The 26,266-nt window shown below is 70.6% G+C and carries 22 protein-coding genes; 12 read left to right on the top strand and 10 right to left on the bottom strand.

The features are described from left to right. Window positions 1-4 precede the first annotated feature (4 nt). A complete protein-coding gene (locus tag VAB18032_RS17155; RefSeq protein WP_148272301.1) occupies window positions 5-1,243 on the top strand; it encodes an MAB_1171c family putative transporter in 1,239 nt (412 codons plus the stop codon). 216 nt (window positions 1,244-1,459) lie between these two features. Here VAB18032_RS17155 and VAB18032_RS30165 read toward each other — a convergent pair whose 3' ends face one another. After that, the gene (locus VAB18032_RS30165) at window positions 1,460-2,266 is read right to left on the bottom strand and encodes a MerR family transcriptional regulator (RefSeq protein ID WP_013734138.1); all 807 of its coding nucleotides are present in this window, start codon (window positions 2,264-2,266) and stop codon (window positions 1,460-1,462) included. A 42-nt stretch (window positions 2,267-2,308) separates the two neighbouring features. Between VAB18032_RS30165 and VAB18032_RS17145 the strand changes: the two genes are divergently transcribed. Further along, the gene (locus VAB18032_RS17145) at window positions 2,309-2,974 is read left to right on the top strand and encodes a hypothetical protein (RefSeq protein ID WP_013734137.1); all 666 of its coding nucleotides are present in this window, start codon (window positions 2,309-2,311) and stop codon (window positions 2,972-2,974) included. Between the two features lie 74 nt (window positions 2,975-3,048). Here the strand turns inward: VAB18032_RS17145 and VAB18032_RS30820 are convergent, their stop codons facing one another. Beyond that, window positions 3,049-5,688 (bottom strand): S8 family serine peptidase, encoded by a 2,640-nt coding sequence (locus VAB18032_RS30820; RefSeq protein ID WP_158309504.1) that lies wholly within the window; start codon window positions 5,686-5,688, stop codon window positions 3,049-3,051. Window positions 5,689-5,975: 287 nt separating this feature from the next. Beyond that, window positions 5,976-6,992 carry a helix-turn-helix transcriptional regulator gene (locus VAB18032_RS17135; protein ID WP_013734135.1) on the bottom strand — a complete coding sequence of 339 codons (1,017 nt, stop codon included), beginning with the start codon at window positions 6,990-6,992 and terminating at the stop codon, window positions 5,976-5,978. A gap of 108 nt (window positions 6,993-7,100) precedes the next feature. On the opposite strand from VAB18032_RS17135, the gene VAB18032_RS17130 reads away from it, so the two are divergent. After that, a complete protein-coding gene (locus tag VAB18032_RS17130) occupies window positions 7,101-7,568 on the top strand; it encodes a VOC family protein (protein WP_013734134.1) in 468 nt (155 codons plus the stop codon). 39 nt (window positions 7,569-7,607) lie between these two features. Here the strand turns inward: VAB18032_RS17130 and VAB18032_RS17125 are convergent, their stop codons facing one another. The 6 genes from VAB18032_RS17125 to kdpF form a co-directional block, all read right to left on the bottom strand. Continuing rightward, a complete protein-coding gene (locus VAB18032_RS17125; RefSeq protein ID WP_013734133.1) occupies window positions 7,608-8,300 on the bottom strand; it encodes a response regulator in 693 nt (230 codons plus the stop codon). Beyond that, on the bottom strand, window positions 8,297-10,849 hold the full coding sequence (locus tag VAB18032_RS17120) for a sensor histidine kinase (RefSeq protein ID WP_013734132.1): 2,553 nt from the start codon (window positions 10,847-10,849) through the stop codon (window positions 8,297-8,299). The genes VAB18032_RS17125 and VAB18032_RS17120 overlap by 4 nt, the downstream gene beginning before the upstream one ends. Window positions 10,850-10,927: 78 nt before the next feature. Continuing rightward, window positions 10,928-11,809 (bottom strand): potassium-transporting ATPase subunit C, encoded by an 882-nt coding sequence (locus VAB18032_RS17115; protein ID WP_013734131.1) that lies wholly within the window; start codon window positions 11,807-11,809, stop codon window positions 10,928-10,930. After that, on the bottom strand, window positions 11,809-13,980 hold the full coding sequence (gene kdpB / locus VAB18032_RS17110) for a potassium-transporting ATPase subunit KdpB (protein ID WP_013734130.1): 2,172 nt from the start codon (window positions 13,978-13,980) through the stop codon (window positions 11,809-11,811). The genes VAB18032_RS17115 and kdpB overlap by 1 nt, the downstream gene beginning before the upstream one ends. A gap of 20 nt (window positions 13,981-14,000) precedes the next feature. After that, the gene (gene kdpA / locus VAB18032_RS17105) at window positions 14,001-15,656 is read right to left on the bottom strand and encodes a potassium-transporting ATPase subunit KdpA (RefSeq protein ID WP_013734129.1); all 1,656 of its coding nucleotides are present in this window, start codon (window positions 15,654-15,656) and stop codon (window positions 14,001-14,003) included. Beyond that, complete coding sequence (gene kdpF, locus VAB18032_RS30155) at window positions 15,656-15,745, bottom strand: K(+)-transporting ATPase subunit F (RefSeq protein WP_050814620.1); 90 nt, start codon at window positions 15,743-15,745, stop codon at window positions 15,656-15,658. Before kdpF ends, kdpA begins: the two co-directional genes overlap by 1 nt. 230 nt (window positions 15,746-15,975) lie before the next feature. Between kdpF and VAB18032_RS17095 the strand changes: the two genes are divergently transcribed. Both VAB18032_RS17095 and VAB18032_RS17090 read left to right on the top strand, forming a co-directional pair. Next, window positions 15,976-16,458: a GNAT family N-acetyltransferase gene (locus VAB18032_RS17095; protein WP_013734128.1), complete on the top strand. Its 483-nt coding sequence runs from the start codon at window positions 15,976-15,978 to the stop codon at window positions 16,456-16,458. A gap of 195 nt (window positions 16,459-16,653) precedes the next feature. Continuing rightward, complete coding sequence (locus VAB18032_RS17090) at window positions 16,654-17,319, top strand: Type 1 glutamine amidotransferase-like domain-containing protein (RefSeq protein ID WP_013734127.1); 666 nt, start codon at window positions 16,654-16,656, stop codon at window positions 17,317-17,319. Between the two features lie 81 nt (window positions 17,320-17,400). On the opposite strand, the gene VAB18032_RS17085 is transcribed toward VAB18032_RS17090, so the two are convergent. Next, window positions 17,401-18,990 carry a DUF6194 family protein gene (locus VAB18032_RS17085; RefSeq protein ID WP_013734126.1) on the bottom strand — a complete coding sequence of 530 codons (1,590 nt, stop codon included), beginning with the start codon at window positions 18,988-18,990 and terminating at the stop codon, window positions 17,401-17,403. A gap of 54 nt (window positions 18,991-19,044) precedes the next feature. Between VAB18032_RS17085 and VAB18032_RS17080 the strand changes: the two genes are divergently transcribed. The 7 genes from VAB18032_RS17080 (at window position 19,045) to VAB18032_RS17050 (ending at window position 26,184) form a co-directional block, all read left to right on the top strand. After that, complete coding sequence (locus VAB18032_RS17080) at window positions 19,045-19,797, top strand: TioE family transcriptional regulator (RefSeq protein ID WP_043721082.1); 753 nt, start codon at window positions 19,045-19,047, stop codon at window positions 19,795-19,797. A 74-nt stretch (window positions 19,798-19,871) separates the two neighbouring features. Continuing rightward, window positions 19,872-20,711, top strand: coding sequence for an SDR family NAD(P)-dependent oxidoreductase (locus tag VAB18032_RS17075; RefSeq protein ID WP_013734124.1), 840 nt, complete (start codon window positions 19,872-19,874; stop codon window positions 20,709-20,711). Between the two features lie 106 nt (window positions 20,712-20,817). Beyond that, window positions 20,818-21,636: a MerR family transcriptional regulator gene (locus VAB18032_RS17070; protein WP_013734123.1), complete on the top strand. Its 819-nt coding sequence runs from the start codon at window positions 20,818-20,820 to the stop codon at window positions 21,634-21,636. A 58-nt stretch (window positions 21,637-21,694) separates the two neighbouring features. Beyond that, window positions 21,695-22,060, top strand: coding sequence for a nuclear transport factor 2 family protein (locus tag VAB18032_RS17065; RefSeq protein ID WP_043721079.1), 366 nt, complete (start codon window positions 21,695-21,697; stop codon window positions 22,058-22,060). Window positions 22,061-22,224: 164 nt separating this feature from the next. Further along, a complete protein-coding gene (locus VAB18032_RS17060) occupies window positions 22,225-23,622 on the top strand; it encodes a hypothetical protein (protein WP_013734121.1) in 1,398 nt (465 codons plus the stop codon). A 70-nt stretch (window positions 23,623-23,692) separates the two neighbouring features. Further along, the gene (locus VAB18032_RS17055) at window positions 23,693-24,937 is read left to right on the top strand and encodes an AAA family ATPase (protein WP_013734120.1); all 1,245 of its coding nucleotides are present in this window, start codon (window positions 23,693-23,695) and stop codon (window positions 24,935-24,937) included. Beyond that, window positions 24,934-26,184 carry a vWA domain-containing protein gene (locus tag VAB18032_RS17050; protein WP_013734119.1) on the top strand — a complete coding sequence of 417 codons (1,251 nt, stop codon included), beginning with the start codon at window positions 24,934-24,936 and terminating at the stop codon, window positions 26,182-26,184. Before VAB18032_RS17055 ends, VAB18032_RS17050 begins: the two co-directional genes overlap by 4 nt. Window positions 26,185-26,266 lie beyond the last annotated feature (82 nt).

The following is a 26,266-nucleotide window of genomic DNA, read 5'->3' as shown; positions in this document are numbered from 1 at the left end:
GCTCGTGGTGGTAGCAGCCGGACATGTAGTGGCGGCCGTGGTCGCCGCGGTTGCTCTGATCGTGAAGCTCTGGGCGTTGCATCGAGATCCAGGTAACCGGACGATCCTGGCGAAGGCGGGTATCTGTCTGGGATGCGGGATCGCGGTGACGGCCGGCTGGGCTCCCGTCCACAGCCTGATCGACAGGGTCTCGGGTGTGGCGAACCTGGCGAAGCCGATCGAGCACGGGTCAGCGCTGATAGCGGCCACCGCGATTCAGTTCCTGTTCCTCCATCTGGGTGACCCGGAGAAGGCGCGCAGGTTGATGCCACGGCGGCTGGTGTTCCTGGGCGCCGTGCTGGCTGTCATGATCGCGATGTTCCACGCCGCAGACTTCCCTGAGTCGGAGCCGCTGCACTTCGCCGAACGCTACGGGGACATGCCGCAGGTCTCGATCTACATGCTCGCGTTCCTGCTCTACCTCGGGGTGACCGTTGTGGACATCCTGCGGATGTCGCTCGGATACGCGCGCTACGCCGGTACCCGGTTGAAGATCATTATGGGGCTGCTCAGCGCTGGTGCGGCGTTCGGCGCGGCGTTCGTTGCGCACAAGGCGCTGTTCCTCGGACTGAAGTTGGCCGACCTCGCACCTCCGTGGCCAGAGCCGGTGGTGACTCAGACGCTTGTCACGTTCTCGGTGGTGTTGATCTGTTCGAGCTTCGTTCTGGCGACGTTGTGGAAGGCGGTGGACGGCGTTCGAGCCTGGCCTCGTCGAAGCGCAATGTACCGGGACCTGCATGCGCTGTGGTATCTGCTGTACCAGGCGGTTCCGGACATCGTGCTGGTGACGCCGCGGCGGCCCAAGCGTGATCCATGGTGGGTGTTCGGCGTGGAGCAGCGGCTGTACCGGCGATGTGTGGAGATCGGTGATGGCATCCAGGCCCTGGGGCCGCAGGACGCCCAGGTCAGGACCGTCGCTTCAGGTCGGGCGGCTGAACTCGGCTGGGACCAGGCCCGGGCGGCAGCGGCTGGTGAGGCGGCGGCGATTCTGGTTGCCGTACGGCGCCTTGAACAAGGTCGTGTCGTGCGGCGTGAGGTTGAACCTGACCTTGAGCCGCAGCCGGCGAAGGTTGCACGTGTCGACGTCGAGGCCGACGCCCGTAGGCTGGCGTTGATATCGATCTCGTTGTCTGAGCCATTGGTACGTGAAACCGTCGCCCGCTTTGCCAGTGAGCCCGCCTCCGGAGAGAGGGCGAGGCCCTGACGTTGCCGGAACGGGTGAGTTCCCCCGGGGCTTCGACCAGCGGTCGGGTGGAGGTTTCCCATTGCTGGCGGTACCGGCTGCCGTCCCGAGCCCGAGCTGACGCCCTGGGTTATCATTGCCGCCCAGGCGCTGCCCGTTCCCCCGTGCGGGCAGCGCCTGCTACTGGTTCTGCTTGCCGCGGCACTCTTCTCCGTCATAGCCGCTGCCGTCACCGGCTCATGAGTGTTCCATCCGCTCCTGCGGGGTTGTTTCCCGAGCTTTGTCGGGTGTGCTGAGCGGGTCCTTCGGGCGTCCAGTGGGGGTGGCGGCTGGTCGGGTGGTGTCAATGGGCACCTCCAGCACTGTGACGTGGTCGCCGTCGGCGTCGCTGAGGTGGTCTTCGACGGTGGGGCCTGCGATGGCCAGGTGATGACGGTGTAGCCAGGCGAAGAGGTGCTGCCCGGCGTCGATGATGCCGGTGGCGGGCGGGATGACGGCGCGTACCACCGTGCGGGCCGGCAGCGTGAGCCGCTCACCGGTGCCTCCGGTGTCGACAGCGGCGTTGAAGCCGCCGTGGGGGAGTGCCCGTAGCCAGGTCAACAGCGTGCTGGTGGGGTACGCGGCGCAGACGGCCGCGAGCTCGCCGGGGTGGGTGACTTCGAGGTGACGGACGCGCAGATGACGGGTGCCGACGGTGGCCTGTTGGGGTAGGAGCGGCGCGGGTGTGTCGAGGTAGTCCTCGGCGCGGTCCGCTGTCTGGTCCAGGGCCGTGATGCGTCGGCGGATGTCTGCCACTGTTTCGCGTACTGCTTGCCGCACCTGTACCTCGGGTGCGTCGATCAGGTCGGCTATGTCGCGCAGGGACAGGCCGAGGCGTTGAAGTCCGCGGATTCGTTCCAGTCGGGACAGTGCCGCGACGCCGTACCAGCGGTAGCCGGACGTGCGGTCGATGGCCGTCGGCACCAGGAGCCCGATCTTGTCGTAATGGCGCAGGGCTCGTTCGGTTGCGCCGGTCATCCGGGCGAGTTCCCCGATTCGCCACATGCTTGACCTTCTCCCTGGGGCAGAGTTCTAGCGTCGCCCACCATGACACTGGCTGACAATGACCCGGGTGCCCGGCTTGCCGGCATGCTCCTGCTGATCTCGTTGGTGGCGATCCTGACCGCAGCGGCGATTGTGGTGCCATCGGGGCTGACCCTGAATCCGGCCGATCCGGCCACCACACTGACTGCCGTACACGATCACGTCGGGCTGCATCTGACCGAACTCGCGTTCGACGTACTCGGCTGGCTGGCGTTGACCGCGGCGGGACTGGTGCTGGCCGGCAAGCCCGACGTGATGGTCAGGCCGCACCTTGCCGTACTCGCGGGTGGGTTGCTGGCTGCCGCGGGGCTGGCGGGCCTGCTCCACGACGCCGGCAACCTCGCGGTGACCCAGCTCGCCGCGACGCCGGCGGACACCGTCGCCGATGTGGCCGGCGCGGTGTTGCTCACCGCGAAGTGGACGGTCAACCTCGCCGGGCTGCTCTGGGCGGCCGCCGCAGCGGTGACCGCGATCGGCGTCGATCTACCGGACCGGCTCCGCCGCGCCGGAGGGCTCGCCGCGCTGGCCGGCCTCGCCGCCGTCGCCGTTCCGTGGACCACCGGGACCAACGGCATGTCACCAACCCTGGAACAACTCGGCTACGCCCTCCAGCTACCCGTCATGATCTGGTACGGGTTGCTGGGCTGGCGGCTCGTACGGCGCCGGTGACCAGCCATCCTCGTCCTGCGTCCGGGTGAACCCGTCGGTGCGCGGGACGAGGATGGCTCGGCAGTTGTGGTATCTCAGCTTCCGGTGCAGGTGGCGGTGGTTCCGTTGCCGTTACCGGCGCCCTGGAATCCGAAACTGGTGGTCTGGCCCGCGGTCAGTCCTCCGTTGTACTGCTCGTTCATGACGGTGACGGTGCCGCTCGTACCGCTGCGGACGCCGTTCCAGACGTTGACCACCGACGCACCGCTCGGCAGGGTGAGGGTGACTCGCCAGCCGTTGAGGGCGGTGGTTCCCGCGGTGACGGTCACGGTGGCGACGAATCCGCCGTTCCACTGGTCCTGGACTGTGTAGACCGCGGTGCAGGACGCACCCGGCGGTGGGGTGGTGGGCGGCGGTGTCGTGGGCGGTGGGGTGGTCGGCGGCGGGGTGGTCGGCGGTGGCGTGGTGGGCGGTGGGGTGGTGGGCGGCGGCGTGGTCGGGGGAGGTGTGGTGGGCGGCGGGGTGGTGGCCGGCGGACCGCCGTCGAGCGTCAGCTTCCAACCGTCAAGCATCCCTGCGTACGAGGCCACATTCTCGACCCGTAGCTTCCAGGTGCCGGGTGTCGGCTTGCTCGACAGATCGAGGATGAAGGCTTCGCGGGAGTTTGCCCGATACGACCCGACGAGGCTCTCCTTGAGCAGGAAGGCCTGTCCGTCCGGTGCGACGAGGGACAGTCGCAGGTCTCGGTTGTACTGGTGAGCGATGTTGGTTTCGACGTAGCTGGTGGTGGACGGTGCCCGGCCGCAGTCGGCCACGTTGATCGGCGATTCGATCGTGCCGTTCTCCGGGATCCGTACGTCGGCGGTGGCGATACCGCCGCAGGCCGGCGGCGGGAGGTCGACGCCCGCCAGGTTGAGCGTCCACGAGTCGAGGAACCCGGTGCCCTGGTACATGTTGTCACTGACGTAGAGCTGCCAGGTGCCGTTCGCTGTCTCCGACGACAGGTCGTAGGTGAGCGTGTAGTCGACGCGCTTGGCGCCTGCGCCGGTGTGATCCAACAGGTAGTACCAGGTGCCGGCGGGCGAGATCAGCCGTACGTCGAGTTCGCTGATGTTGGCATGGCCGATGTGCAGCTCGATCGTGCTGTTGCGGGCGGCGCGACCGGCGCAATCGGTGATGGTGATGGGGGCGTACAGGTTCTGGCCCTCGCTGATCACCCGGTCGGTGCCGTCCGAGGCGACGCAGCCGGGCGGGTTGTCGATGCCCAGCTGGTACGCCACCGGCCGGATCGCGTCGGTTCCGGTGCCGATCACCGAGATGGTGTAGCTGCCGGCCAGCATCGTCGCCGCGGTGCTGATCGTGAGTGTGGTGCTTGCGTTCGAGGAGATGCTGGCCGGCTGGAAGGTAGCCGTCACCCCCTCGGGCAGGCCGCTGACCGCGAGGGAGACCGGCTGGGCGACACCCCGGGTGACGGTGCCGGTGATCGTGGTCGAGACGGTGCCACCGGGCGTGACGGTGCCGCTGGCCGGGGTGGCGGTCAGGGTGAAGTCGTTGGCCGGCACGGTGGAGTTGACGTGGAGCAGTCGGTTCGGTGAGCCGATGCCCGGGTCGGTCACCACGCCGGGGGTGGCGTTGTCCAGGAGTGCCTGGGTCACCTGCGCCGGGGTGTAGGTGGGGTTGTTGGCCAGGACGAGCGCAGCGGCCCCGGCGACGTGCGGGGCGGCCATCGACGTTCCGGAGGCGGTCCGGGTGGAGGTGTTGCCGTCGATGTAGGCCGAGGTGATGTCGACGCCCGGCGCGAACAGATCCACACACGTACCGATGTTGGAGAAGGCTGCGCGTGCATCGTTGGGACCGGTGGCGGCCACCGTGATCGCCTCGGGGACGGAGGCCGGGGTGGTCGTGCACGCGTCGGCGCCGTCCTCGTTGCCCGCCGACACCACGTAGGTGACGCCGTCGGCGATCGAGCGTTGTACGGCGTCGACCATGGGTTGGTACGCCGGGCCGCCGAGGCTCATGTTCGCCACCGCCAGCTCTCCGGGATCGTGGTCGCCGGTCACCCAGTCGACCCCGGCGATCACCTGCGCGGTGGTGCCCCGGCCGTTGCAGTTGAACACGCGTACGCCCACCAGTTGCACGTCCTTGGCCACCCCGTAGGTGGTGCCGCCGAGCGTGCCGGCCACGTGGGTGCCGTGGCCGTGGCAGTCGTTGGCGTCGGCGTCCCCCTCCATGAAGTCCCAGCCGGACACGGCCCGCCCGCCGAAGTCCGTGTGCGCCACGTTGATGCCGGAGTCGATGACGTACGCCCGCACGGCCGGTGTGACCCGGGGGTAGGTGAACGAGTTGTCCAGCGGCAACGCGCGCTGGTCGATGCGGTCCAGACCCCAGGACGGGGTGGGGCTCTGCACGTCCGACACGGAGACCGTGTGGTTCTGCGTCACCGAGGCCACCGCCGGGTTGGCGGCGAGCCGGCGGGCACCGCGTTCGGTGAGCCGGGCCTCGAAGCCCCGCAGGGCGTGCCGGTAGACCTGGCCGACGTTGCCGCCCTGCCGTTCGGCGAGGGTACGGGCGGTCGTGTCCACGGACTTGGTCCCGACGGCGGCATCCCGCAACACGACGATGTAGGAGCCGGTCACGGCGCTCGGGCCGCCCGCGGCGAGGATCTGCCCCTCGGCCGGGGTTGTCACCGCGGGCGCGGCGGCCGCGGTGAGGGCCAGCACGATCGCTGCGGCCACGATGCCTGAGCGGAGCAGGGAGCGCCTGCGTTGTCCAGCCGGTGTCATGTCTACCTTCCCTGGCGAGGGCCACGCGCCCAGAACCGACCGCGTGGGGATCGCCCGGCGCTCGTCGGCGAACGACCACCGGAGACGTTGGTCGGTGGGCCCCGGTGTGAGAGGGGGGTGCCCCTTCGGCCGACTGTGGCTCAGCACGGTCGCGAAGTGACCTGCGTCGATATCACAATCCTTCATGATTGTTTTGCTGTCAACGAAAGATTCTGTGGGTGAGACCAACGACGAAGCGGTCAGCGGCTACGAGCGCGAACCTGATCGACAGGCCCCACCGGGGGCGGGCCGGCGGCCGTCCTGGCGAAGCGGCGGGCCAGATGGTCGAAGGCATCGGTGAGCTCGGCGGGGCCGACGACCTCGATCTCGGTGTCGAAGCGGGCGAAGGCGGCGGCGAGGCTGGGCCAGGACCAGGAGCCGAGCGTGAGCCGGCAGCGGCCCGGGCCGACCTCCTCGACGATCCCCTCTCGGGTGTAGCGGGCCACCGTGGCGGCGGGCAGGTCGAGGATCGCGGTGCCCTGGCAGGGCCAACCGGTGACGCCGTCGGCTGCGCCGCGGAACCTGCCGGTGACGAAGGTGCCCACATCACCGCCGGGTAGCTGCCTGGGCGTGAAGCGGGGCCCGTTGGGGGTGCGCAGGCTGATCCCGTCGACGCGAAAGGTGCGCCAGTCCGACCGGTCGAGGTCCCACGCGACGAGGTACCACCGCCCGTCCCAGGTGACGACGTGGTGTGGCTCGACGCGGCGCGGCGGCTGCTCGGCGGTTTCGGGGCCGTAGTCGAAGCGGAGGATCTCGCGCGCGTGCACGGCGGAGCTGATCGCCAGGAGCACGCCGGTGCCGATCGGGGCGGCTGGTCGGGTGACAGGCCGGTCGACGGCGGTGATCTGGAGAGCCTTGACGCGGTGCCGGAGCCGGGACGGCATGACCTGCCGGACGGTGGTCAACGCCCGGGCTGCCGCTTCCCCGGTGCGGTCGCCCAGCGTGGTGGCGGCGATCTGCAACGCGACGGTGAGGGCGACGGCCTGCTCGTCGTCGAAGAGCAGCGGCGGGAGTTCGCTGCCTGCGCTGAGCCGGTAGCCGCCATCGGGGCCCTTGACGGCGGCGATGGGGTAGCCGAGCTCGCGTAGCCGGTCGACGTCGCGGCGCACCGTCCGCAGGCTGATGTCGAGCCGCTCGGCCAGCAGCGCGCCCGGCCAGTCGCGGCGCGTCTGCAGCAGCGACAACAGCGCCAGCAGTCGCGCGGAGGTCTTCGGCATGGGTGCGAACCCTAACCGCAGTAGGTGACACAACCTGTCACCACAGTCGTCGAATCTTGGGGACGACGCCGGTCGGACGCTCCGATCGGGATACTCACCAGGAGTCTCATGAGCATCACCACGACCGCCCACCTCAACTTCCGGGGCAACGCTCGGGAGGCGTTGGAGTTCTACCACTCGGTGTTCGGCGGCGACATCGCGATCATCACGTACGGCGATTTCGGGATGCCGAAGGAACTGCCCGACGCCGGCAAGGTCGTCTGGGGCCAGGTCGCGGCCGCCGACGGCTTCCGCGTCATGGCGTACGACGTGCCCGGCCAGACTGTCGCCGGCGGCGCGCCGCAGCCCTCGACCCGGCGTGAGAACGGCATGACGCTGACGGGCGAGCCGTTCTTCCTGTCCGTCCGCGGCGAGACCGTCGAGGAGGTCGGCGCGCTGTGGGAGAGACTGGCGGATGGCGCCACTGTGATCGAGGCGTACGGCCCGGCGCAGTGGGCGCCGGCATTCGGGATGTTGACCGACCGCTTCGGCATTACCTGGATCCTCGACGTAGCCGCTCCGTACGCCCACGCCTGATCATCGTCGAGCAGATGCTGCTACCGCTATCGCCGCACGTCAGGGGCGGTAGCGGTAGCCCATGCCGGGTTCGGTGATGAGGTGCCGTGGCCGGGCGGGGTCGGTTTCCAGCTTGCGGCGAAGCTGGGCCATGTACTGGCGCAGGTAGCCGGTCTCGTTCTGGTACTCCGGTCCCCACACGTCCTGCAGCAGTTGACGTTGGGTGATCAGCTTGCCGGGGTGGCGCAGCAGTCGTTCGAGGACACCCCACTGGGTGGGGGTGAGTCGGACCTCGGTGCCGTCGTCGCGGGTGACGATCCGTTCGGCGAGGTCGACCGTGTGCCGCCCCACGCGTGCCTGGCTGCCCGCCCGGCCGTCGGCGGTGTCGGCGGTGGTGTGGCGGCGGGTGACGGCGCGGATGCGGGCGAGCAGTTCGTCGACGCCGAACGGCTTGGTCACGTAGTCGTCGGCACCGGCGTCGAGGGCGGTGACCTTGTCGTCGCTGCCGGCCCGGCCGGAGAGCACGATGATCGGTACGCCGGTCCAACCGCGCAGCCCTCGGATGACCTCGACGCCGTCGAGGTCGGGCAGGCCGAGGTCGAGGACGACCAGGTCGGGCGGATGGCGGGCGGCGGCCTTGAGGGCGTCGGTGCCGGTGGCGGCGACCTGCACGTCGTAGCCACGGGCGCGCAGGTTGATGCCGAGGGCGCGCAGGATCTGCGGTTCGTCGTCGACGACGAGAATCCGGTTCATGCCGGCGGTTCCTCCATGGCGGTCACCGATGCGGCGGCGGGCAGCCGCAGCACCATGGTCAGTCCACCACCCGGGGTGGTCTCGGGGGTGATGCTGCCGCCCATGGCTTCGGCAAGCCCGCGGGACAGGGCGAGGCCGAGGCCGACTCCTGCGGTGTTGTCCCGGTCGCCGAGGCGCTGGAACGGTTGGAAGACGTGTTCCCACTGGTCGGCGGGAATGCCGGGCCCGTGATCGATGATCCGCAGCTCGACCAGGCCGGCGTGGGCGCTGGCGGTGACCAGTGGCGGCCGGTGCGGTGGACTGTGTCGCAGGGCGTTGGCGACGATGTTGACCAGGACCCGTTCCAGCAGGCCGGGATCGGCGGTCGCGGCCGGCAGGTCGGCGGGGATGTCGGTGCGGACACCGGCGGCGGGTGGCCCGAGTTCGTCCAACGCCCGGGGTACGACGTCCTCCACACCGATGGCGACGGCGTGTACGCCGAGGGCCCCGGCCTGTAGGCGGCTCATGTCGAGCAGGTTGGCGACGAGGCGGCCGAGCCGATCGAGGGATTCGTCTGCGGTGGCGAGCAACTCGTCTCGGTCGGCGGCGTCGAACTCGACGTCGTGACTGCGCAGGCTGGACACGGCCGCCTTGGCCGAGGCGAGCGGCGTACGCAGGTCGTGGCTGACCGCGGCGAGCAGCGCGGTGCGCATCCGGTCCGCCGCTGCCAGCGGCCGGGCGGCGGCGGCCTGCGCGGCCAGGCGTTGTTGACGCAGCGCGACGGCGGCCTGGGCGGCGAAGGCCTCGACGACGCGCCGATCGGAGGCCGCCAGCCGGCGGCCGCAGAGCACGACGGTGAGTCGGTCGTCCACCGGCACGGCGGTCTCGCCCGCACCGGGGCTGGTCGCCGGCGCGTCGCCGACGCTGGCGACCAACCGCCAGGCCGCCTCCTCGCGAGCCCGGTCGGGTCGGCCGTCGGCCGCGTCCACCAACTCCAGCACGCTGACCGCACGTAGCGCGAACGTCTCGCGGAGCCGGTCCAGCAGGGCGGTCAGCGGGCGCTGGCCGCGCAGCACGCTCCCGGCCACGGTGGCCAGGGTCTGCGCCTCGGCGGAGGCCCGGGCCGCGTCCCGGGTGCGGCGGGCGGCCATGTCGACGACCCCGCTGACGGCGACGGCGACGCCGACGAAGACCGCCAACGCGAGCAGGTTGTCGGCCCCGGCGATGGTCAACGTGGCGAAGGGTGGCGTGAAGAACCAGTTCAGCAGCAGGGAACCACCGAGCGCGGCGAGCAGCGCCGGCCACAGTCCGCCGACGAGCGCGACACCGACGACGGCGGCGAGGAAGAGCAGGATGTCGCTGGTGAGGGTGAGATCCGGCAGCGCTTTGAGCGACGCGGTCAGCACCGGCATGCCGAGCACGGCGAGTGTGAAGCCGAGCAGCCGGCGGCGTCGGGACAACGCCGGGACCCCGGCGGTACGCCGGCCCCGTCCGGCCTCGGGGTGGGTGACCAGGTGGACGTCGATGGGCCCGGACAGTGCGGTGGTGGTGACCCCGACCCCACGGGAGAGCACCTGGGCGAAGCGGCCCCGCCGGCTGGCGCCGAGGACGAGTTGGGTGGCGTTGACGCCGCGGGCGAAATCGAGCAGCGCGGCCGGGATGTCACTGCCGAGGACCTGGTGGTAGGTGCCGCCGAGGCTCTCGACCAGCACCCGTTGCCGGGCCAGGTGGGCGGGGTCGGCTCCGGCGAGGCCGTCGTTGCGGGCCACGTGTACGGCGAGCAGATCGGTGCCCTTGCTGCGGGCGGCGATGCGCGCGGCCCGGCGGATCAACGTGGCGCCCTCCGGGCCGCCGGTGAGCGCGACGACGACCCGTTCGCGGGCTTCCCAGGTGGCCGAGATGCCCTGCTGGGCGCGGTACGCGTCGAGTTGCTCGTCGACGGTGCCGGCGAGCCAGAGCAGGGCCAGCTCCCGTAGCGCGGTGAGGTTGCCGACCCGGAAGTAGTTCCCGAGCGCCGCGTCGATCTTGTCCGGCGGGTAGATGTTGCCGTGCGCCATCCGCCGCCGCAGCGCCTCGGGGGTCATGTCGACCAGTTCGACCTGCGCGGCGGCCCGCACGATCTGGTCGGGCACGGTCTCGCGTTGGGTGGTGCCGGTGATCTGGGCGACGACGTCGTTGAGCGACTCCAGGTGCTGGATGTTGACCGTGGACAGCACGCTGATCCCGGCGTCGAGCAGTTCCTGGATGTCCTGCCACCGCTTCGCGTGGCGCGACCCGGGCACGTTGGTGTGGGCCAATTCGTCGACGACGGCGACCGCGGGGTGACGGGCGAGGACCGCGTCGAGATCCATCTCCTGGAAGGTGCCGCCCCGGTAGGTGGCGGTGCGGCGAGCGATCACCTCCAGGTCACCGATCATGGCGGCGGTGTGCGGGCGGCCGTGGGTCTCGACCAGGGCGATCACCACGTCGATGCCACGTTCGGCGCGTCGCTGGGCCTCTTCGAGCATGGCGTACGTCTTCCCGACGCCGGGTGCGGCACCGAGGTAGATGCGCAGTTCCCCTCGCGGCACAGCAGTGGTCCTCTCCACGCGGTCGGCGGCCGGGGTGCGGGTGCCGGGCCGGGACACTGCGGTCCCGGCTCGCTGGCGTCAGCGTGGCGGGAACGTCTCGTCGAGGGCGAGGTTGAGTTCCAGCACGTTCACCCCGGGCGCGCCCATGAAGCCGAGCGTACGGCCGGTGGTGTGCTCGTCGACGAGACGTTCGACCGCGGCCGGGTCCGCGCCGCGCTCGCGGGCCACCCGCGGGACCTGGAGTCGCGCGTATGCCGGACTGATGTGCGGGTCGAGGCCGCTGCCGCTGGCGGTGACCGCGTCGGCCGGTACGGCGGGCACGGCGGGTGCGTCACCTCGGACGGGGACGATGGTCGCCCCCGCCGCCCGGTAGTCCTGCCCCGGCTGGGCCAACTCCACCGGCACGCCCGCGTAGCCGGGGAGGAACGGGGTGGCCGGCGCGGTCTGGTTGACGCTGACCACCCGGAGGACCGGGCCGGTCAGCCCGTCGGCACGGAAGACGGCCAGCACCGCCCCCACTCCGTCGGTGGTGCAGTACGGCCGGCGACCGTCGACGCCGTCGAGTTCGCCGACTGCCCTGCTGCGGGCGCAGACCTGGGTGAGCAGACTCTGCCTGCTCTCGTCGGGGTCGGTGGCGATGACGTCGACGACGTCCTCCGGGCCGAGGTTTGTGGCGCCGGTGGAGGTGGGGTCGTAGCCGTCGCCGGCCGCCGACGGACGGGACTGGAAGTAGCGCGGTACGGCCTTGCCGTCCGCGTCGGTGAAGGACTGCCCGATCAGGGCGCTGCCGGCGGCGTGGCCGTCGACCTCGATGATCGAGCCGTCGGCGCGGTCGGTGAGGCCGGGGAGGCGGCCGACGGCGACCATGGTGAGGGGGTAGGCGATTCCGGCGAGCGCGGTGAAGACCAGCAGTGCGCGCAGGGCGGCGAGATGGTGGGCGAGCCAGGTGGGTAGGCGCATCAGGAGATCCCCGGGACGAACTGGACGAGCAGGTCGATGAGCTTGATGCCGAGGAACGGCACGATGATGCCGCCGAGGCCGTAGATCAGCAGGTTGCGGCGCAGCAGACTCGACGCGGCGGCGGGCCGGTACCGCACGCCGCGCAGCGCGAGCGGGATCAGCGCGACAATGACGATCGCGTTGAAGATGACCGCCGACAGGATCGCCGACTCCGGACCCGACAGGCGCATGATGTTGAGTACGTCCAGACTCGGGTAGAGCCCGGCGAACATCGCCGGGATGATCGCGAAGTACTTCGCGATGTCGTTGGCGATGGAGATGGTGGTCAACGCCCCTCTGGTGATCAACAGTTGTTTGCCGATCTCCACGATCTCGATCAGCTTGGTCGGGTCGGAATCGAGGTCGATCATGTTGCCGGCCTCCTTCGCGGCGGAGGTGCCGGTGTTCATGGCGACGCCCACGTCGGCCTGGGCGAGCGCGGGGGCGTCGTTGGTGCCGTCGCCGGTCATCGCGACCAGTCGGCCGCCCGCCTGTTCCGTGCGGATCAGGGCGAGCTTGTCCTCCGGCGTGGCCTCGGCGAGGAAGTCGTCCACCCCGGCCTCGTCGGCGATCGCCTGCGCGGTACGCGGATTGTCGCCGGTGATCATGACGGTGCGGATGCCCATCCGGCGCATCTCGTCGAAGCGCTCCCGCATGCCGGCCTTGACCACGTCCTTGAGGTGGATGATGCCCAGGGCGCGGGCCGGCTGATCGTCGACGTGCTCGGCCACCACGAGGGGCGTGCCGCCCATGCCGCTGATCTCGTCCACCACCTGGCCGACCTGTTCGGTGGGGTGGCCGCCGTGCTGGCGTACCCATTGCATCACCGCGGCGGCGGCGCCCTTGCGGATGCGTCGGGCCGGCCCACCGTCGCCGGGTGTCAGGTCCACACCGCTCATCCGCGTCTGCGCGGTGAACGGCACGAACGTGGCGTGCGGCATGAGGCCCGGTTCGCGCTGCCGCAGCCCGAATGCGTTCTTCGCGAGCACCACGACCGACCGGCCCTCCGGGGTCTCGTCGGCGAGGCTGGACAACTGGGCCGCGTCGGCCACCTGGCCGGCGGTGACGCCCTCGACCGGCAGGAACTCGGCGGCCTGCCGGTTGCCGAGCGTGATTGTGCCGGTCTTGTCCAACAGCAGTGTGTTGACGTCGCCGGCGGCCTCCACGGCCCGCCCGCTCATGGCGAGCACGTTGCGCTGCACGAGGCGGTCCATGCCGGCGATGCCGATCGCCGACAGCAGCGCGCCGATGGTGGTCGGGATGAGGCAGACCAGCAGCGCGACCAGCACGATGCCGGTCACGCCATCGTCGGTGATCGCCGGGCTGTCCGCGGCGGCGGCCTGGAATTCCTTGGAGAAGATGGCGAGGGGCTGGAGGGTGACGACCGCCAGCAGGAAGATGATCGTGAGCGCGGCGAGCAGGATGTTCAGCGCGATCTCGTTCGGGGTCTTCTGCCGGTTGGCGCCCTCCACCAGGGCGATCATGCGATCGATGAAGCTTTCGCCCGGCTTCTGGGTGATCCTGACGATGATCCGGTCGGAGAGCACCTTCGTGCCGCCGGTGACGGCGCTGCGGTCGCCGCCGGACTCCCGGATCACCGGCGCGGACTCACCGGTGATCGCGGACTCGTCGACGCTGGCGATGCCGTCGACCACGTCCCCGTCACCGGGGATGGTCTCGCCGGCCTCGACCACCACGATGTCACCCTGCCTCAGGTGCGGGGCCGGGACGCTCTCGGTGCGGTAGGAGCCGGGGGCGGTGCCCGCGGTCCAGTCGAGCAGGCGGGTGGCGACGGTGTCGGCCCGCGCCGTACGCAGCGCGGCGGCCTGCGCCCTGCCCCGGCCCTCGGCGACGGCCTCGGCGAGGTTGGCGAAGACGACGGTCAGCCACAGCCACGCCGTGATCGCCCAGGCGAACACCGACGGTTGCGCCACCGCGAGGACGGTGGTGAAGGCCGCGCCGATCTCGACGATCAGCATGACCGGGTTGCGCCACAGCGAACGAGGGTCGAGTTTGCCCAGCGCGTCGGGCAGCGAACGGAGGAGTTGCCTCGGGTCGAGCAGGCCGCCGCCCCGGTTGCCGTGGGTGGCCGGTGAGCCGGGGGTGCAGGCGTGGGGCGTGGCGACGGTCATGTCCTTCTCTCTCATGCTGATCACAGCCCCTCGGCCAGGGGGCCGAGCGCCAGCGCGGGCAGGAACGTCAGCGCGACCAGGACCACCGTGACGCCGACGACCATCCCGACGAACAACGGGCGATGGGTGGGGAGGGTGCCGGGGGAGGCGGGGGTGGGTTGCTGCCGCGCGAGGGCACCGGCCAACGCCAGCACCAGGATGATCGGCGCGAATCGACCGACCAGCATGCACAGCCCGAGTGCCGTGTTCCACCACGGCGTGTTCACCGTCAGACCGGCGAACGCCGAACCGTTGTTGTTGCTCGCCGAGGTGAACGCGTAGAGCACCTCGGACAGCCCGTGCGGGCCGGCGTTCAGCGCGGTGAGGTGGTTGCCGGTGGCGAACGCCGCCGCGGTGCCGATCAACACCAGCGCCGGGGGGATCAGGAAGTACAGCGAGGCCAGTTTGATCTCACGTGGTCCGATCTTCTTACCCACGTACTCCGGCGTTCGGCCGACCATCAGCCCGGCGACGAAGACCGTGATCACGGCGAGGATGAGCAGCCCGTACAGGCCCGCGCCGACACCGCCGGGCGCGACCTCGCCGAGCATCATGTTGACCAGCAGCACCCCACCCCCGAGCGCGGTGTACGAGTCGTGGAACGAGTTCACCGAACCGGTGGAGGTCAGCGTGGTCGCGGCGGCGAAGGTCGCCGAGTTCGACACGTCGAACCGCACCTCCTTGCCCTCCAGGGCCGCCCCGATCGCCTGCGGCACCGTGCCGTGACCGGACACCTCGAACGCGGTGGTCAGCGCGACGCTGGCCAGCGCCAGGGTCGCCATCACCGCGACGATCGCGTAGCCCTGCCGAACCTGACCGACCATCCGGCCGAACACCCGCGGCAGACTGAACGGGATCACCAACAGCAGGAAGATCTCCCACCAGTTCGTCCAGGCGGTCGGGTTCTCGAACGGGTGGGCGCTGTTGACGTTGTAGAAGCCACCACCGTTGGTGCCGAGATTCTTGATCGCCTCCTGGCTGGCCACCGGCCCACCCGTGATGCGCTGGCCGCCCCCGGTCAACGTGGTGATCTCCGTACCGGCGGAGAGGTTCTGCACCGCGCCACCGATCATCAGGACCAGCGCCGCGAGCACGGAGAGCGGCAGCAGCACCCGCAGCGTGATCCGGGTCAGGTCGACCCAGAAGTTGCCCAACTGCCCGGCGCGGCTGCGGGCGAAGCCGCGTACCAGTGCGACCGCGACCGCGATGCCCACCGCGGCGGAGACGAAGTTCTGCACCGCCAGTCCGGCCATCTGCACCAGATGGCCCATCGTCGACTCGCCCGAATACCACTGCCAGTTCGTGTTCGTCACGAACGACACCGCCGTGTTCCAGGCCCCGTGCGCGACCACCGGGTCGAAGCCGAGCGACAGCCACAGGTGGTTCTGCAGCCGCAGGAAGGCGTAGAGGAACAGCACCGAAACGGCGGAGAACGCCAGGACGGCGCGGGCGTACACACCCCAGGACTGTTCGGCGGCCGGGTTCACCCCGATCAGCCGGTAGATCCCGCGCTCGACCCGGGAATGCCGCTCGGCGCACACCACGCGGTACAGATAGTCGCCCAACGGCCGGTGTACGACGGCCAGGGCCACCACCAACGAAAGAACGAACAACACACCGGTGCTCGTGCCGGTCATCAGAACCGTTCCGGAAACAGCAGGGCGATCACCAGGAAAACCGCCAGGCCGACCGCCAGCACCACACCGGCGACGTTTACGACGCTCACAGCTTCTCCACACCCCTCACCATCAGGGCGAGCAGCGCGAACAGCGCCACCGTCAACACGACGAACACCACGTCAGACACGACCGACTCCTCAATCCCGACCTCGGGGTGTCGCGGCCCGCTTCTGTCGGCCGCGCCGGGCAATCACAGCGCCGACCAGTCGGGAATGACAGGTGCTATAACGCGATCATCACGACGAATGCGCAATTCTTCACGCCTTTTTCACGCGAAGTGGCCTGCTGCATCCGGCGAGGCGAACCGACGCAGCCGGTCGACGACGACAACTGGCGAGCGGTGGCGGACGTCGTACCTCGCGACGACCAACGGGACTTCGTCGCCCCGTCGGCCGCGCGATATCTGCTGCTCAGTCTGCGTGAAGGGATGTGGCACTCGCTGGCGGTCTGCGCCGACGACGAGGTCGTCGGTCACGTCATGTGGGGTTGGGACGACGACGACCAGAGCTACTGGATCGGTGGGATGGTCATCGACGCGTCGCGGCAGGGTGCCGGGCTGGGCCGGGCCACCGTACTGACCCTGGTGCGCTGGCTGATGGAGCGGCCCGACTGTCAGGGCGTGCGGCTGTCCGTACACACGTCGAACGACCTGGCCCGGGGTCTCTACGGCTCGATCGGCTTCCAGGAGTTGAAGCCGGACGAGGACGGCGAGATCGTCGCGGAGCTCACCCGCCAGCGGTTCGCTGACCGGGTGGCCTGACCCGGCACCTCAAGACCGCCCTCGAACAGGGATCACGTGGTGATGGTGCCGCGCCGATGCCACTCGATCATGTATCGAGCGTGATCTTTGGGGGGGGGCCATCTTCGGGATCGTGGCGGAGCGTGGCCAGGCCTACGATGGGCTGGCTCCCTGGCCCTGAGGTGCATCGTCCTTCCGCTCGATCTTGGAGATGTCGTGAAGCTGTTGCTGACGTCCGGCGGTGTGACGAACCCGAGCATCCATACCGCGCTCCGGGAGCTTCTCGGTAAGCCGGTCTCCGAGTCCCGCGCCCTCTGCATCCCGACGGCACAGTGGGGCCACCCGATGTGCGGGCCGGCGTCGGTGCGGGGTCTGGTGGCCGCCGACCCCGGGTCCGACTGGCGGTACCTGTCCGGCCTGGGTTGGGGTTCGCTCGGTGTCCTGGAGTTGACCGCGCTGCCCAGCATCGGCGCTCAGCGGTGGGTGCCCTGGGTTCGGGAGACCGATGTGCTGCTGGTCGACGGTGGCGATGCGACGTACCTGTGTCACTGGATGCGAGAGTCCGGGCTGGCCGATCTGCTGCCCTCGCTGCCCGACCTCGTCTGGGTGGGGGTGAGTGCGGGAAGCATGGTGATGACGCCGCGGATCGGGGCGTACTTCGTCGAGTGGGCGTCGGCGCCGGACGACCGAACTCTGGGCGTCGTCGACTTCTCGATCTTCCCGCACCTGAACCTCTTTCCCACGAACACGCCGGCCGATGCGCAGCGGTGGGCGGCTGACATCGGCGGCCCGGCCTACGCCATCGACGAACAGACGGCCATCAAGGTCGTCGACGGCGCCGTCGACGTGGTGTCCGAGGGGCAGTGGACGAGGTTCGGCTGAATCGCCACCCATGGCCTCGATGCTCAGGCTCGTTGCGAGGCCCGGCCGGCGCCAAGCGAGGCGCCGGTACCGCTCGCGGCCTCACTCCTGCTGGCCCGCCGCCCGGCGTACGGCGCGTTCGTGGCGGTCGACCGCTCGGGCGTGCGCGACGGCGAGGAGCTGGTCGACCTCGGGCAGCAGGTGCGGGCCGGGCATGACGATGCTGGCGAAGCCGTGCAGGGCGTAGCCCGGGTGCGGCACGACGGTGTCCAGCCGGGCGAAGTCGAACTCGTGCCGGTGTTCCTCGAAGTCCTTGGGTGGGAAGCCGAACCGGCGCTCGAACTCGGCGCGGCCGAGGTCGAGGTTGAGGCGGAAGACGCCGGGACGGTCGAGTTGGGACGCTTCGTCGAAGCCGGGCACGTCGTGTTCGACGATGGTGGCGAACGGTTGGCGACGGTCCGCGCCGACGTGGAAGAACCGGTCGCCCCAGGCGACCTCGGGTGATCCGTTCTCCTGGCTCGCCACGACCTGCTCGACGCCGGGCAGCGCGAGGATCCGCTCGGCGAGCGTGGCCGCGCCGACGCCGGTCGGGATGTGCAGCACCGCGTCGGCGTGGGCGACGGTGGCGTCATCGAGGGGGAAGTAGCGGTAGTCGTGCGTTCTGCGCTCGGCCGGTTCGATGTCGGACGCCCGGACGTACCGGGGAAGCCCGGTGTCCTGCTGGAGTCTGCCTTCGTAGGTCGACAGGGCGGGCGCTTCGATGCCGAGTGCGGGGCTCGCGCCGAGGCTTCCGACGATCACCGCGTACCGGTCGCCCAGCAGCGAGGAAACGATCGCGCCGGCACCGGCCCACGACAGGTCCGTTCCGGCCATCGTCATCGTGCTCAACTGGCGCTGAAGGTGCGTGTTGTGCGCGAAGACCACTGTGGGTCCGCGGTGTGCCTCCACCGACCGGATCGCGAGCAGGTTCTCGGCCATCAGCGCGTCCCGGACTCCGGCCAGGCGGGCGAAGCGTGCCTCCTGGGTCAGTGGTGCGGCGGCTGCGGCGTGGTAGCGCAGCACCGCGACGGCGGACATGGCGTGGACGAACGCCGCCTGCCAGCCCTCAGGTCGACGGGGTGCCTGCAGGTACAACTCGGTCAGCAGGTCGTCGGCGATCACCCGCAGGCGCTGGGCGTCGGCCGAACCCCCGATCGACCTGCCCGGCTCCCAGATCGCTGCCGGGTCGCTCCAGCGCGCCTCGTCGCCGACCAGGTCGTCGATCTCCGCCGATCGGTCCAGGTCGAGGAACTCACACACCCGGACCAGGTGACGCCGTGGACTGGGGGCACCCTCCAGTTCCAACGGGGCGTCGAAGCCGTGGAACGTCAGGCGTTCGGCAGCCGGCCGCCCGGCGTTCCATTCGCGCATCCGCAGCAGCAGGTCACGGTTGGCCGGGGCGGCACCGAACCCGTGACTGAACCCCTCGGCGAGCGCACGGTCGAGCGGGACGGCGGCGGAGCCCTGCACGAAGTCGTCGGCGATCAGCCCGGCAGCCCGGTCGCTCTCCAACGCGATCGACCGGTAGCCGTGCTCGGCCAGCGAGAGGAAGACCTCGTTGCGGATCTGGAGGAAGGCGGATTCGCCGTGCGTCGGCTCACCGAGCGCGAGCAGGGACGGCGGTACGGCAAACAGGTCGAGAAGCGACGTCATTGCATCAACCGTATCGTTGAACCACCGATTGAGGCTTTCAACCGATGGAGCACGGTGACCGTCCCGAAACCCTCCAACCCGGGTGTACGCCGACCGGTCGACCTCGCCCGCCGTCACGGGCTGTCCGCGCAGGCGGTACGCAACTACGAACGAGATGGCGTCCTGCCGCCGGCCGAGCGCAGCCCGACCGGCTACCGCCGGTTCACCGAGGTGCACGCCACCGCGCTGAGCGCCTACCTCGCGCTGATCCCCGGCCACGGCTACGCGGCCAGCGGCGACATCATGCGGGCCGTCAACCGTGGCGACATCGACGCGGCACTGCGCACCATCGACCACAGCCATGAGCTGCTGCAACGCGACCGGGACACCCTCGACGCGGTCGAGGCGGCCGTCGCCGTGCTCACCGGCTCGCCGCCGCAACCGCAGCGCCGCACCGCCGTACCGATCAGTGTGCTGGCCCACCGGCTCGGCGTACGACCGGCGACCCTGCGCAAGTGGGAGCGGGCCGGCATTCTGCAGCCGGTGCGCGACGTGGCCACCGGCTACCGCGTCTACTCAGCAGACGATGTCCGCGACGCCGAACTCGCGCACCTGCTGCGTCGCGGCGGCTACCGGCTCGACCACATCGCCGACGTGCTGCGTCGGGTACGCGAAGCCGGTGGTGCCGAACCGCTCGCCGCGTCGCTGCGCCAGTGGCGGGACCAACTCACCGCGCGCGGCCGTGCCCTGCTCACCGGGGCCGCCCGGCTCGCGGACCACATCGAAACCCTGGACCCTCCCGCACGGGGAGCGTTCAGGATCGGGTGAACGCGCGAGTTCACCAGGCAATCTGACGCCGACCAGCCAGCGTCCGATGCCGTCAACGGGGGAGTGGAATGAGCATGAAGACGTGGTTTGTCACCGGAGGCACCCCAGGCGGGTTCGGCATCGCGTACGCAGAGGCCGCCCTCGACAACGGCGATCAGGTGGCGGTGACGACGAGGCGGCCCGACGAGCTGCACTCGTGGGCCCGGCGATACGGCGACCGCGTCCTGATCCTGCCCATGGACGTCACCGATACCGAGGCCGTCGAGCAGGCCGTGCGTGCTGCCGAAGAACGTTTCGGTGGCATCGATGTGCTTGTCAACAATGCCGGACGCGGCTGGTTCGGGTCGATCGAGGGCATGGCGGACGCCGACGTCCGACGCATGTTCGAGTTGAACTTCTTTGCCGTGCTCTCGGTCATCCGGGCGGCCCTGCCCGGAATGCGCGCCCGAGGCAGTGGGTGGATCATCACCATGTCCTCGGTGGCCGGGCTGCGCGGTATCGAGGGATTCGGGTACTACAGCGCCGCCAAGTTCGCGCTCGAAGCCATCACCGAGGTGCTGCGCGGGGAGGTCGCGCCGCTGGGCATCCAGGTGCTGGCGGTGGAACCGGGTGCCTTCCGTACCCGCGCCTATGCCGGCTTCGCCGACGAAGCCGTCGCGGAGACCATCCCGGCGTACCTGCCGATGTTGGAGCAGGTACGCGCCGCCATGATCGATCAGGACGGTAAGCAGCCCGGTGACCCGCAACGCGGAGTGCAGGCGGTGATCGCCGCGATGGCCCAGGCCACGCCCCCGCACCGACTCGTGCTCGGCAGCGACGGATTCGACACGGCCGTCGCCACGCTCGAACGCAATCTCGACGACATCCGCGCCTGCGAAGCGCTGTCCCGGGGAGCCGACTTCCCGGCCGCCTGACCGGCCGTCGGGGTACGGCGACTGCTGCCCGGTCGGCGACCGCGCGGGAGACCGTCGAAACGCCGAATGTCGACCCTCTCCCCGGGGGAGGCGCGAGGATGACACCGTGACGTTGCGCAAGGGCTTGACCATCGGCGAGTTCGCCACCGTGACGCGGCTGAGCGTACGGACCCTGCGGCGCTATCACGAGTCCGGGCTGCTGGTGCCGGCGACTGTGGATCCGCACACGAACTATCGGTACTACCTGCCCGACCAGATCGCGACGGCGCAGGTCATCCATCGGCTCCGTGAGCTCGACGTGCCGCTTGCCGAAGTCAGGTCGATCATCACGACCGGCGATCCGCACCAGCGCGCCGAGCTCATCGCGGGTCACCTGCGCCGGCTCGAGGCCGAGCTCGACCGTACGCGCGCGGCGGTGGTGTCCCTGCGCCAGCTGCTGCAACCGGACGCCGCGACACTCGACGTCGAGCTGCGTTCCGTGCCTGCGCGGACCGTGGTCGCCATCAGCGCGACGGTCCGGATCGAGGATTCGCTCGCCTGGTTCGACACGGCCATGGACGAGCTGGATGCCGCCTTCCCGCCGGCCGAACGCGCCGGGCCGTCCGGTGGCCGGTACGCCAACGAACTGTTCACCGACGGCGTCGGCGTCATGACCGTCTTCCGACCGGTCCGCAGCCCGCACGACGGCGGCCGGATGGAGGTTGTCGAGTTCCCGGCGACCGACCTGGCCGTGGCCGTGCACGCGGGCCCGCACGACGACATCGACGTCACCTACGGCCGGCTGGGGGACTGGGTCGTCTCACATGCCCTGGGTATCGACGGGCCCGTCCACGAGACGTACCTGGCGGGTCCCCGCGACACCGGGGACGCCCGGCGGTGGCGTACCGAGATCGGGTGGCCGGTGTTCCGACTCACTTCCGGCTGACGCCAGCCGCAGCGGCGCACTTGACCTTCTCGCCGGGGGAGACCCCACCGTTGGGAGTATGACCATGACACCAGACCGAGAAACCGCCCTCACCTGGGCCGAGTTGCCGACCGTGATCACCGCGTACCTTCGCGCCCACGAAGCCCGGAACACCGAGACCGCCGTGCGCGCGTTCGCCGCAGACGCGGTGGTGACGGACGAGGGCCACACCTACCGGGGCCGCGACGAGATCAGGAGCTGGCTGAGCAACGCCGGCAGCCAGTACACATACACCACGGAATTCGTCGGCGCTCACCGGATCGGTGCAGCACAGTTCGATGTGTTGCAGCATCTGGAGGGGAACTTCCCGGGCGGCTCGGCGGACCTGCACTACCTGTTCACCCTGGAGGGTGACTCGATCACCCGCCTCACGATCGCACCGTAGGCGACGCCGTCCCGACAGGAGAGCGACGGGTGTGCGGCGGGCGGGTCGGGCAGCAGTGCCCGGATCGACATCGGGTCTTGGCGTAGCCCGCGGCGGACGTTATGCTCCGCCGCGATGAAACCTTCTCTCAGATTGGGGGCCCGGTTCGCACAAGGTGAGTGCTGATGCGCTCCCCGACCGCGAACGCGGATTCCCGTCTCTCCCTCTGGCGGCGCGTACGTGAGTACGCCGTACCGCCGTCCATGATCGAAGCCGCGACTGCGCGTCGTCACGTCGGTGACTGGGCCGGGGCGTGCGCCGCCGCCCGCGTCGATGTCGACCTGGACCTGCGCGCCGTTGCCCGTATTCACGGCCGGGAACTGGCCACCCGGCTGCGGACCGATCTCCGTCACCTCGCGCCGGACCTGCTGCGCTGGCACATGCCGAGGATCGCCCCTGACGGACTGCTGCGCCCGGGCGTGACCATCTCGCTGACCCGGTACGGCCCGGCGGAACACGACGGTGCCGAGGCGGTGCACCTGGTCGCCCGGACTCCACCGGCCTGGGCGGATGCGGGCCAGCGGATCAGCCTGGCGTTGTGGGCCGCCGGATTCCCCGACAGGACCGACAGCTCGCATCCGCATCCGCGCCCGGACCGTCGCTTCCGTCTGGACCTGCATCGTCACCTGTGGGATGCGCGGAGAACCGACGAGTTGCGCGCCCGTTCGGGCCTGCTGCCGTCGGCCTCCCACAACACGGTGCGCCCCGACCCGCCGTGGGACGCGTTGCGGGAACGTGGTTACGCGGTGGACCGGTGGGCGGCCGAGGCGACGTTGCTGCTCCGACAGGAGGGCCGCACCAACGGCTCGGTGGTGGTGCGGCTCGGCCCTCGGCGTCGTCTGGTCGTGGACGTCGCTGCGGCGAGCACGGACGTACACCCGCCTGCGGCGCGCCTCGGCAGGGCCGCACGGGCCGGTGGTGTCCCCGGCGTGCCGGTGCTGCCCGACGCGGCGACCTGGACGCCACCTGATGTGGAACTGCTGCGTCATGGGTTGATCGAGGTCGACCGGCTGCACCCGCTGGTGGCCGCCGCGCTCGCGCCCGGTCACCGACCGAGGGTCACGCCGACGTCTCCGGGCCCGGAAGCAGCGCCCCGTCTCGTGGCCTGCCGGGGCGTCTGGCACCGCATCGGCCTGGTGGACGGTGTGCTCACACCCCTTGACCACGACCCGGCGGAGATCCGCCGGGAGGAGTTGCTGGCCGCGCTGACCGGCACCCCGCTGGCCTGCCTGCAGGCAATCGACGAGGCGCACCGCAGCCCGCAGTGTCTCCCCGACATCCGTGCCCGACTGGACCACGGCGACACGGCCGGCGCGCTGGCCGCCGTCGAGGCCCTCCTCGGACCCGATGCGCTGCTGCGCCACGGGGAGCTGCGGAAGGAACTGGAGAACGCCGCGTCGCGGCGGATCACGTACGGGCTGTTCCGCGCCGGATTGATCGGGTCGGGACCTGCCACCTGCTCCCGGGACTGGCAGCCCAAGCGGGCCCGCCGCTCGCACCCACGTCACGCGATCGCCCGCTGACCGGCGGGACCGCTTTTCCTCCTCACTCGGCCCAGGGCCGAGCCATGACGACCTGACAAGGTGATCACACATGTCTTCCACCCGTACCTCGATCGACCCCACCCCGATGCCGCAACTCGACGTCGCCGCCGACCTGCTCACGCTGCTGGCCGACACCAGCACCGAGATCCGCTGCGACCCGCAGCTGGAGGCGCTGACCCTGGCTGTGGCCGCCGACCTGCCGGTGCTGCTGTGGGGCGAGCCGGGAATCGGCAAGACCGCCGCGCTGACCCAGCTCGCCGCATCCCTGGACCTGCCGCTCACGACGGTGATCGCCAGTGTCCACGAGCCGTCCGACTTCGCGGGGCTGCCCGTCGTCGGCGATGACCCGGCGCACCAGGGCGTGCCGATGGCACCACCGGACTGGGCGGTGCGCCTGGTTCGCGCCGGCCGAGGACTGTTGTTCCTGGACGAACTGTCGACCGCCCCGCCGGCGGTGCAGGCAGCCCTGCTCCGTCTGGTGCTGGAACGCCGGATCGGCAGCTTGCGCCTGCCGGCCGGAGTCCGCATCGTGGCGGCGGCCAATCCGCGATCCTCGGCCGCCGACGGCTGGGAGCTGAGCCCGCCGCTGGCGAACCGCTTCGTCCATCTGCAGTGGACCCACGACCACGAGACCGTCGTACGCGGGCTGGGCGGGACCTGGCCCCGGGCCGTGCTGCCCCGGCTCGATCCGCAGCGGCTGCCGGAGGCCGTCACCTTCGCACGCCGTGCCGTGTGCGGGCTGCTGTCGGCACGCCCGGCGCTCGTGCACCGGCTGCCCACCGGTGAGGCCGGTCGGGGCGGCCCGTGGCCGTCACCGCGCAGCTGGGAGATGACGCTGCGCCTGATCGCCTTCGCGACCGCAGCCGGCTCCTCTCGGGAGGTGCTGTCGTTGCTGGTCCGAGGTGCCGTCGGTGACGGTCCCGGACTGGAGCTGCTGGCCAGCCTGGATCGGATGAACCTTCCCGACCCCGAGGTGCTGCTCGCCGACCCGGACGCCGCCGTGCTGCCCGAGCGGGGCGACCTGCGTCAGGCCGTGCTCGACGCCGTGGTGGAGGCGGTACGCCGACGTCCGGAGCGGGCCCGCTGGGACGCGGCCTGGGACGTGCTGGTCCGCGCGCTGCAGACAGGTGCCCCGGATCTGGTGGTGGTGCCCGCGTCCACGCTCGCCCGGCTGCGTCAGGAAGGCTGGGACGTGCCCGCGTCGATCGAGCAACTCGCCGGGGCGGTCTCGGTGTCCCGGCGGGCCGACCGGACGGCGGCCCGGGTCGCGGCGGTCGCGGGGACCGGCCGATGAGCACCGGCCAGGCCGGGACACTGGACCGGGACAAGCTCTTCACCGCCCGGCTGCACGCCGCCCGGGTCCGGCCGTACCTGGCGACGGCATTGTTCGCCCTGCACGTGGTCGAGTCCCGGTGGGTGCCGACGATGGCGGTGGATCCGCACTGGCGGTGCTACGTCTCGCCGAGGTTCGTGGACCGGACACCCGTGGAGGAACTCGCCGGAGTGTGGGTGCACGAGGTCTCGCATCTGCTGCGTGACCACCACGGGCGCAGCGATCGGGTGGCACGGGAACAGGGGCTGACCGGGCCGGGGGAGCGGCTGAGGATGAACATCGCCGCGGACTGCGAGATCAACGACGACATCTTCGGCGACGGGCTCGCCCGCCCGGAAGGCGCCGTCGAGCCCGGTGACCTGCTGCTGCCCGCGGGCCAGTTGATGGAGGCCTATCTGCGGCAGTTCCGGCTCGGGCCGCGCCTCCAGCATCTGGCCTGGCTGGACTGCGGCAGCGGCGCCGACGGACTGCACCGGCAGTGGGACCTCGGGCCGGACGGCGCGCACGCCCTGAGCCCGCAGGAACGGGACGCGGTGCGGTTCCGGGTGGCCGAGGGCATCACCGGTCGACCCGGAAACGTCCCCCAGGGCTGGCGACGGTGGGCGGAACGGGCGTTCCACCCACCGCAGCCGTGGCGGGAACTCCTGGGAGCCGCGGTCCGCTCGGCGGTATCCGCGCCCGGTGTGGGGGAGGACTACACCTACGGGCGGCCGTCGCGGCGCTCCGCCGGCACACCCGGCGTGGTCCTGCCGGCGCTGCGACGCCGGCCACCACGGGTATGCGTCGTCATCGACACCTCCGGCTCGGTCAGCGACGCCGAACTCGGCAGCGCTCTGCTCGAGGTCGCCGCGATCTCCCGGGCCGTGGGTGGCCGCCGCGACCTGGTCAGCGTGCTGCCCTGTGACGCGGCACCCCAGGTCGTACGCGCAACGTGTCAAGCCGAGGACATCCCCCTGATCGGTGGTGGCGGGACCGACCTGCGCGCCGGTTTCGCCAGGGCACTGCGCGACAGGCCGGGCCCGGATGTCATCGTCGTACTGACCGACGGGCAGACACCCTGGCCGACGTCACGCCCGCCGTGTCGGACCGTGGTGGGGCTGTTTCCGCGGGCCAGGCGGTGGGACGAGGACGACCCCGACCACGTGCCGGACTCACCGCCGCAGTGGGCGCGCGTGGTCACCATCGGATCCGCTCCCGCCGCAAGGTGAGCCAGAGCGGCAACGCCATCGCATCGACGCACGTCAGCGGTATCACGTGGGTGCCGACGGGGTGGGTGGCGCAAATCACGGT

The sequence above is a fragment of the Micromonospora maris AB-18-032 genome (assembly GCF_000204155.1).
GTDB classification, from domain to species: domain Bacteria; phylum Actinomycetota; class Actinomycetes; order Mycobacteriales; family Micromonosporaceae; genus Micromonospora; species Micromonospora gifhornensis.
The sequence above is the reverse complement of the archived record's forward strand: the minus strand, read 5'-3'. Positions and strand labels throughout refer to the sequence as shown.

What these genes read in the sequence shown, in the direction of transcription:
- VAB18032_RS30165 (WP_013734138.1), bottom strand. Translation starts at nt 2,266, where the DNA reads ATGTGGCGAATCGGGGAACTCGCCCGGATGACCGGCGCAACCGAACGA.
- VAB18032_RS17145 (WP_013734137.1), top strand. Translation starts at nt 2,309, where the DNA reads ATGACACTGGCTGACAATGACCCGGGTGCCCGGCTTGCCGGCATGCTC.
- VAB18032_RS17135 (WP_013734135.1), bottom strand. Translation starts at nt 6,992, where the DNA reads ATGCCGAAGACCTCCGCGCGACTGCTGGCGCTGTTGTCGCTGCTGCAG.
- VAB18032_RS17130 (WP_013734134.1), top strand. Translation starts at nt 7,101, where the DNA reads ATGAGCATCACCACGACCGCCCACCTCAACTTCCGGGGCAACGCTCGG.
- VAB18032_RS17125 (WP_013734133.1), bottom strand. Translation starts at nt 8,300, where the DNA reads ATGAACCGGATTCTCGTCGTCGACGACGAACCGCAGATCCTGCGCGCC.
- VAB18032_RS17115 (WP_013734131.1), bottom strand. Translation starts at nt 11,809, where the DNA reads ATGCGCCTACCCACCTGGCTCGCCCACCATCTCGCCGCCCTGCGCGCA.
- kdpB (WP_013734130.1), bottom strand. Translation starts at nt 13,980, where the DNA reads ATGACCGTCGCCACGCCCCACGCCTGCACCCCCGGCTCACCGGCCACC.
- kdpA (WP_013734129.1), bottom strand. Translation starts at nt 15,656, where the DNA reads ATGACCGGCACGAGCACCGGTGTGTTGTTCGTTCTTTCGTTGGTGGTG.
- VAB18032_RS17085 (WP_013734126.1), bottom strand. Translation starts at nt 18,990, where the DNA reads ATGACGTCGCTTCTCGACCTGTTTGCCGTACCGCCGTCCCTGCTCGCG.
- VAB18032_RS17075 (WP_013734124.1), top strand. Translation starts at nt 19,872, where the DNA reads ATGAAGACGTGGTTTGTCACCGGAGGCACCCCAGGCGGGTTCGGCATC.
- VAB18032_RS17065 (WP_043721079.1), top strand. Translation starts at nt 21,695, where the DNA reads ATGACCATGACACCAGACCGAGAAACCGCCCTCACCTGGGCCGAGTTG.
- VAB18032_RS17060 (WP_013734121.1), top strand. Translation starts at nt 22,225, where the DNA reads ATGCGCTCCCCGACCGCGAACGCGGATTCCCGTCTCTCCCTCTGGCGG.
- VAB18032_RS17055 (WP_013734120.1), top strand. Translation starts at nt 23,693, where the DNA reads ATGTCTTCCACCCGTACCTCGATCGACCCCACCCCGATGCCGCAACTC.
- VAB18032_RS17050 (WP_013734119.1), top strand. Translation starts at nt 24,934, where the DNA reads ATGAGCACCGGCCAGGCCGGGACACTGGACCGGGACAAGCTCTTCACC.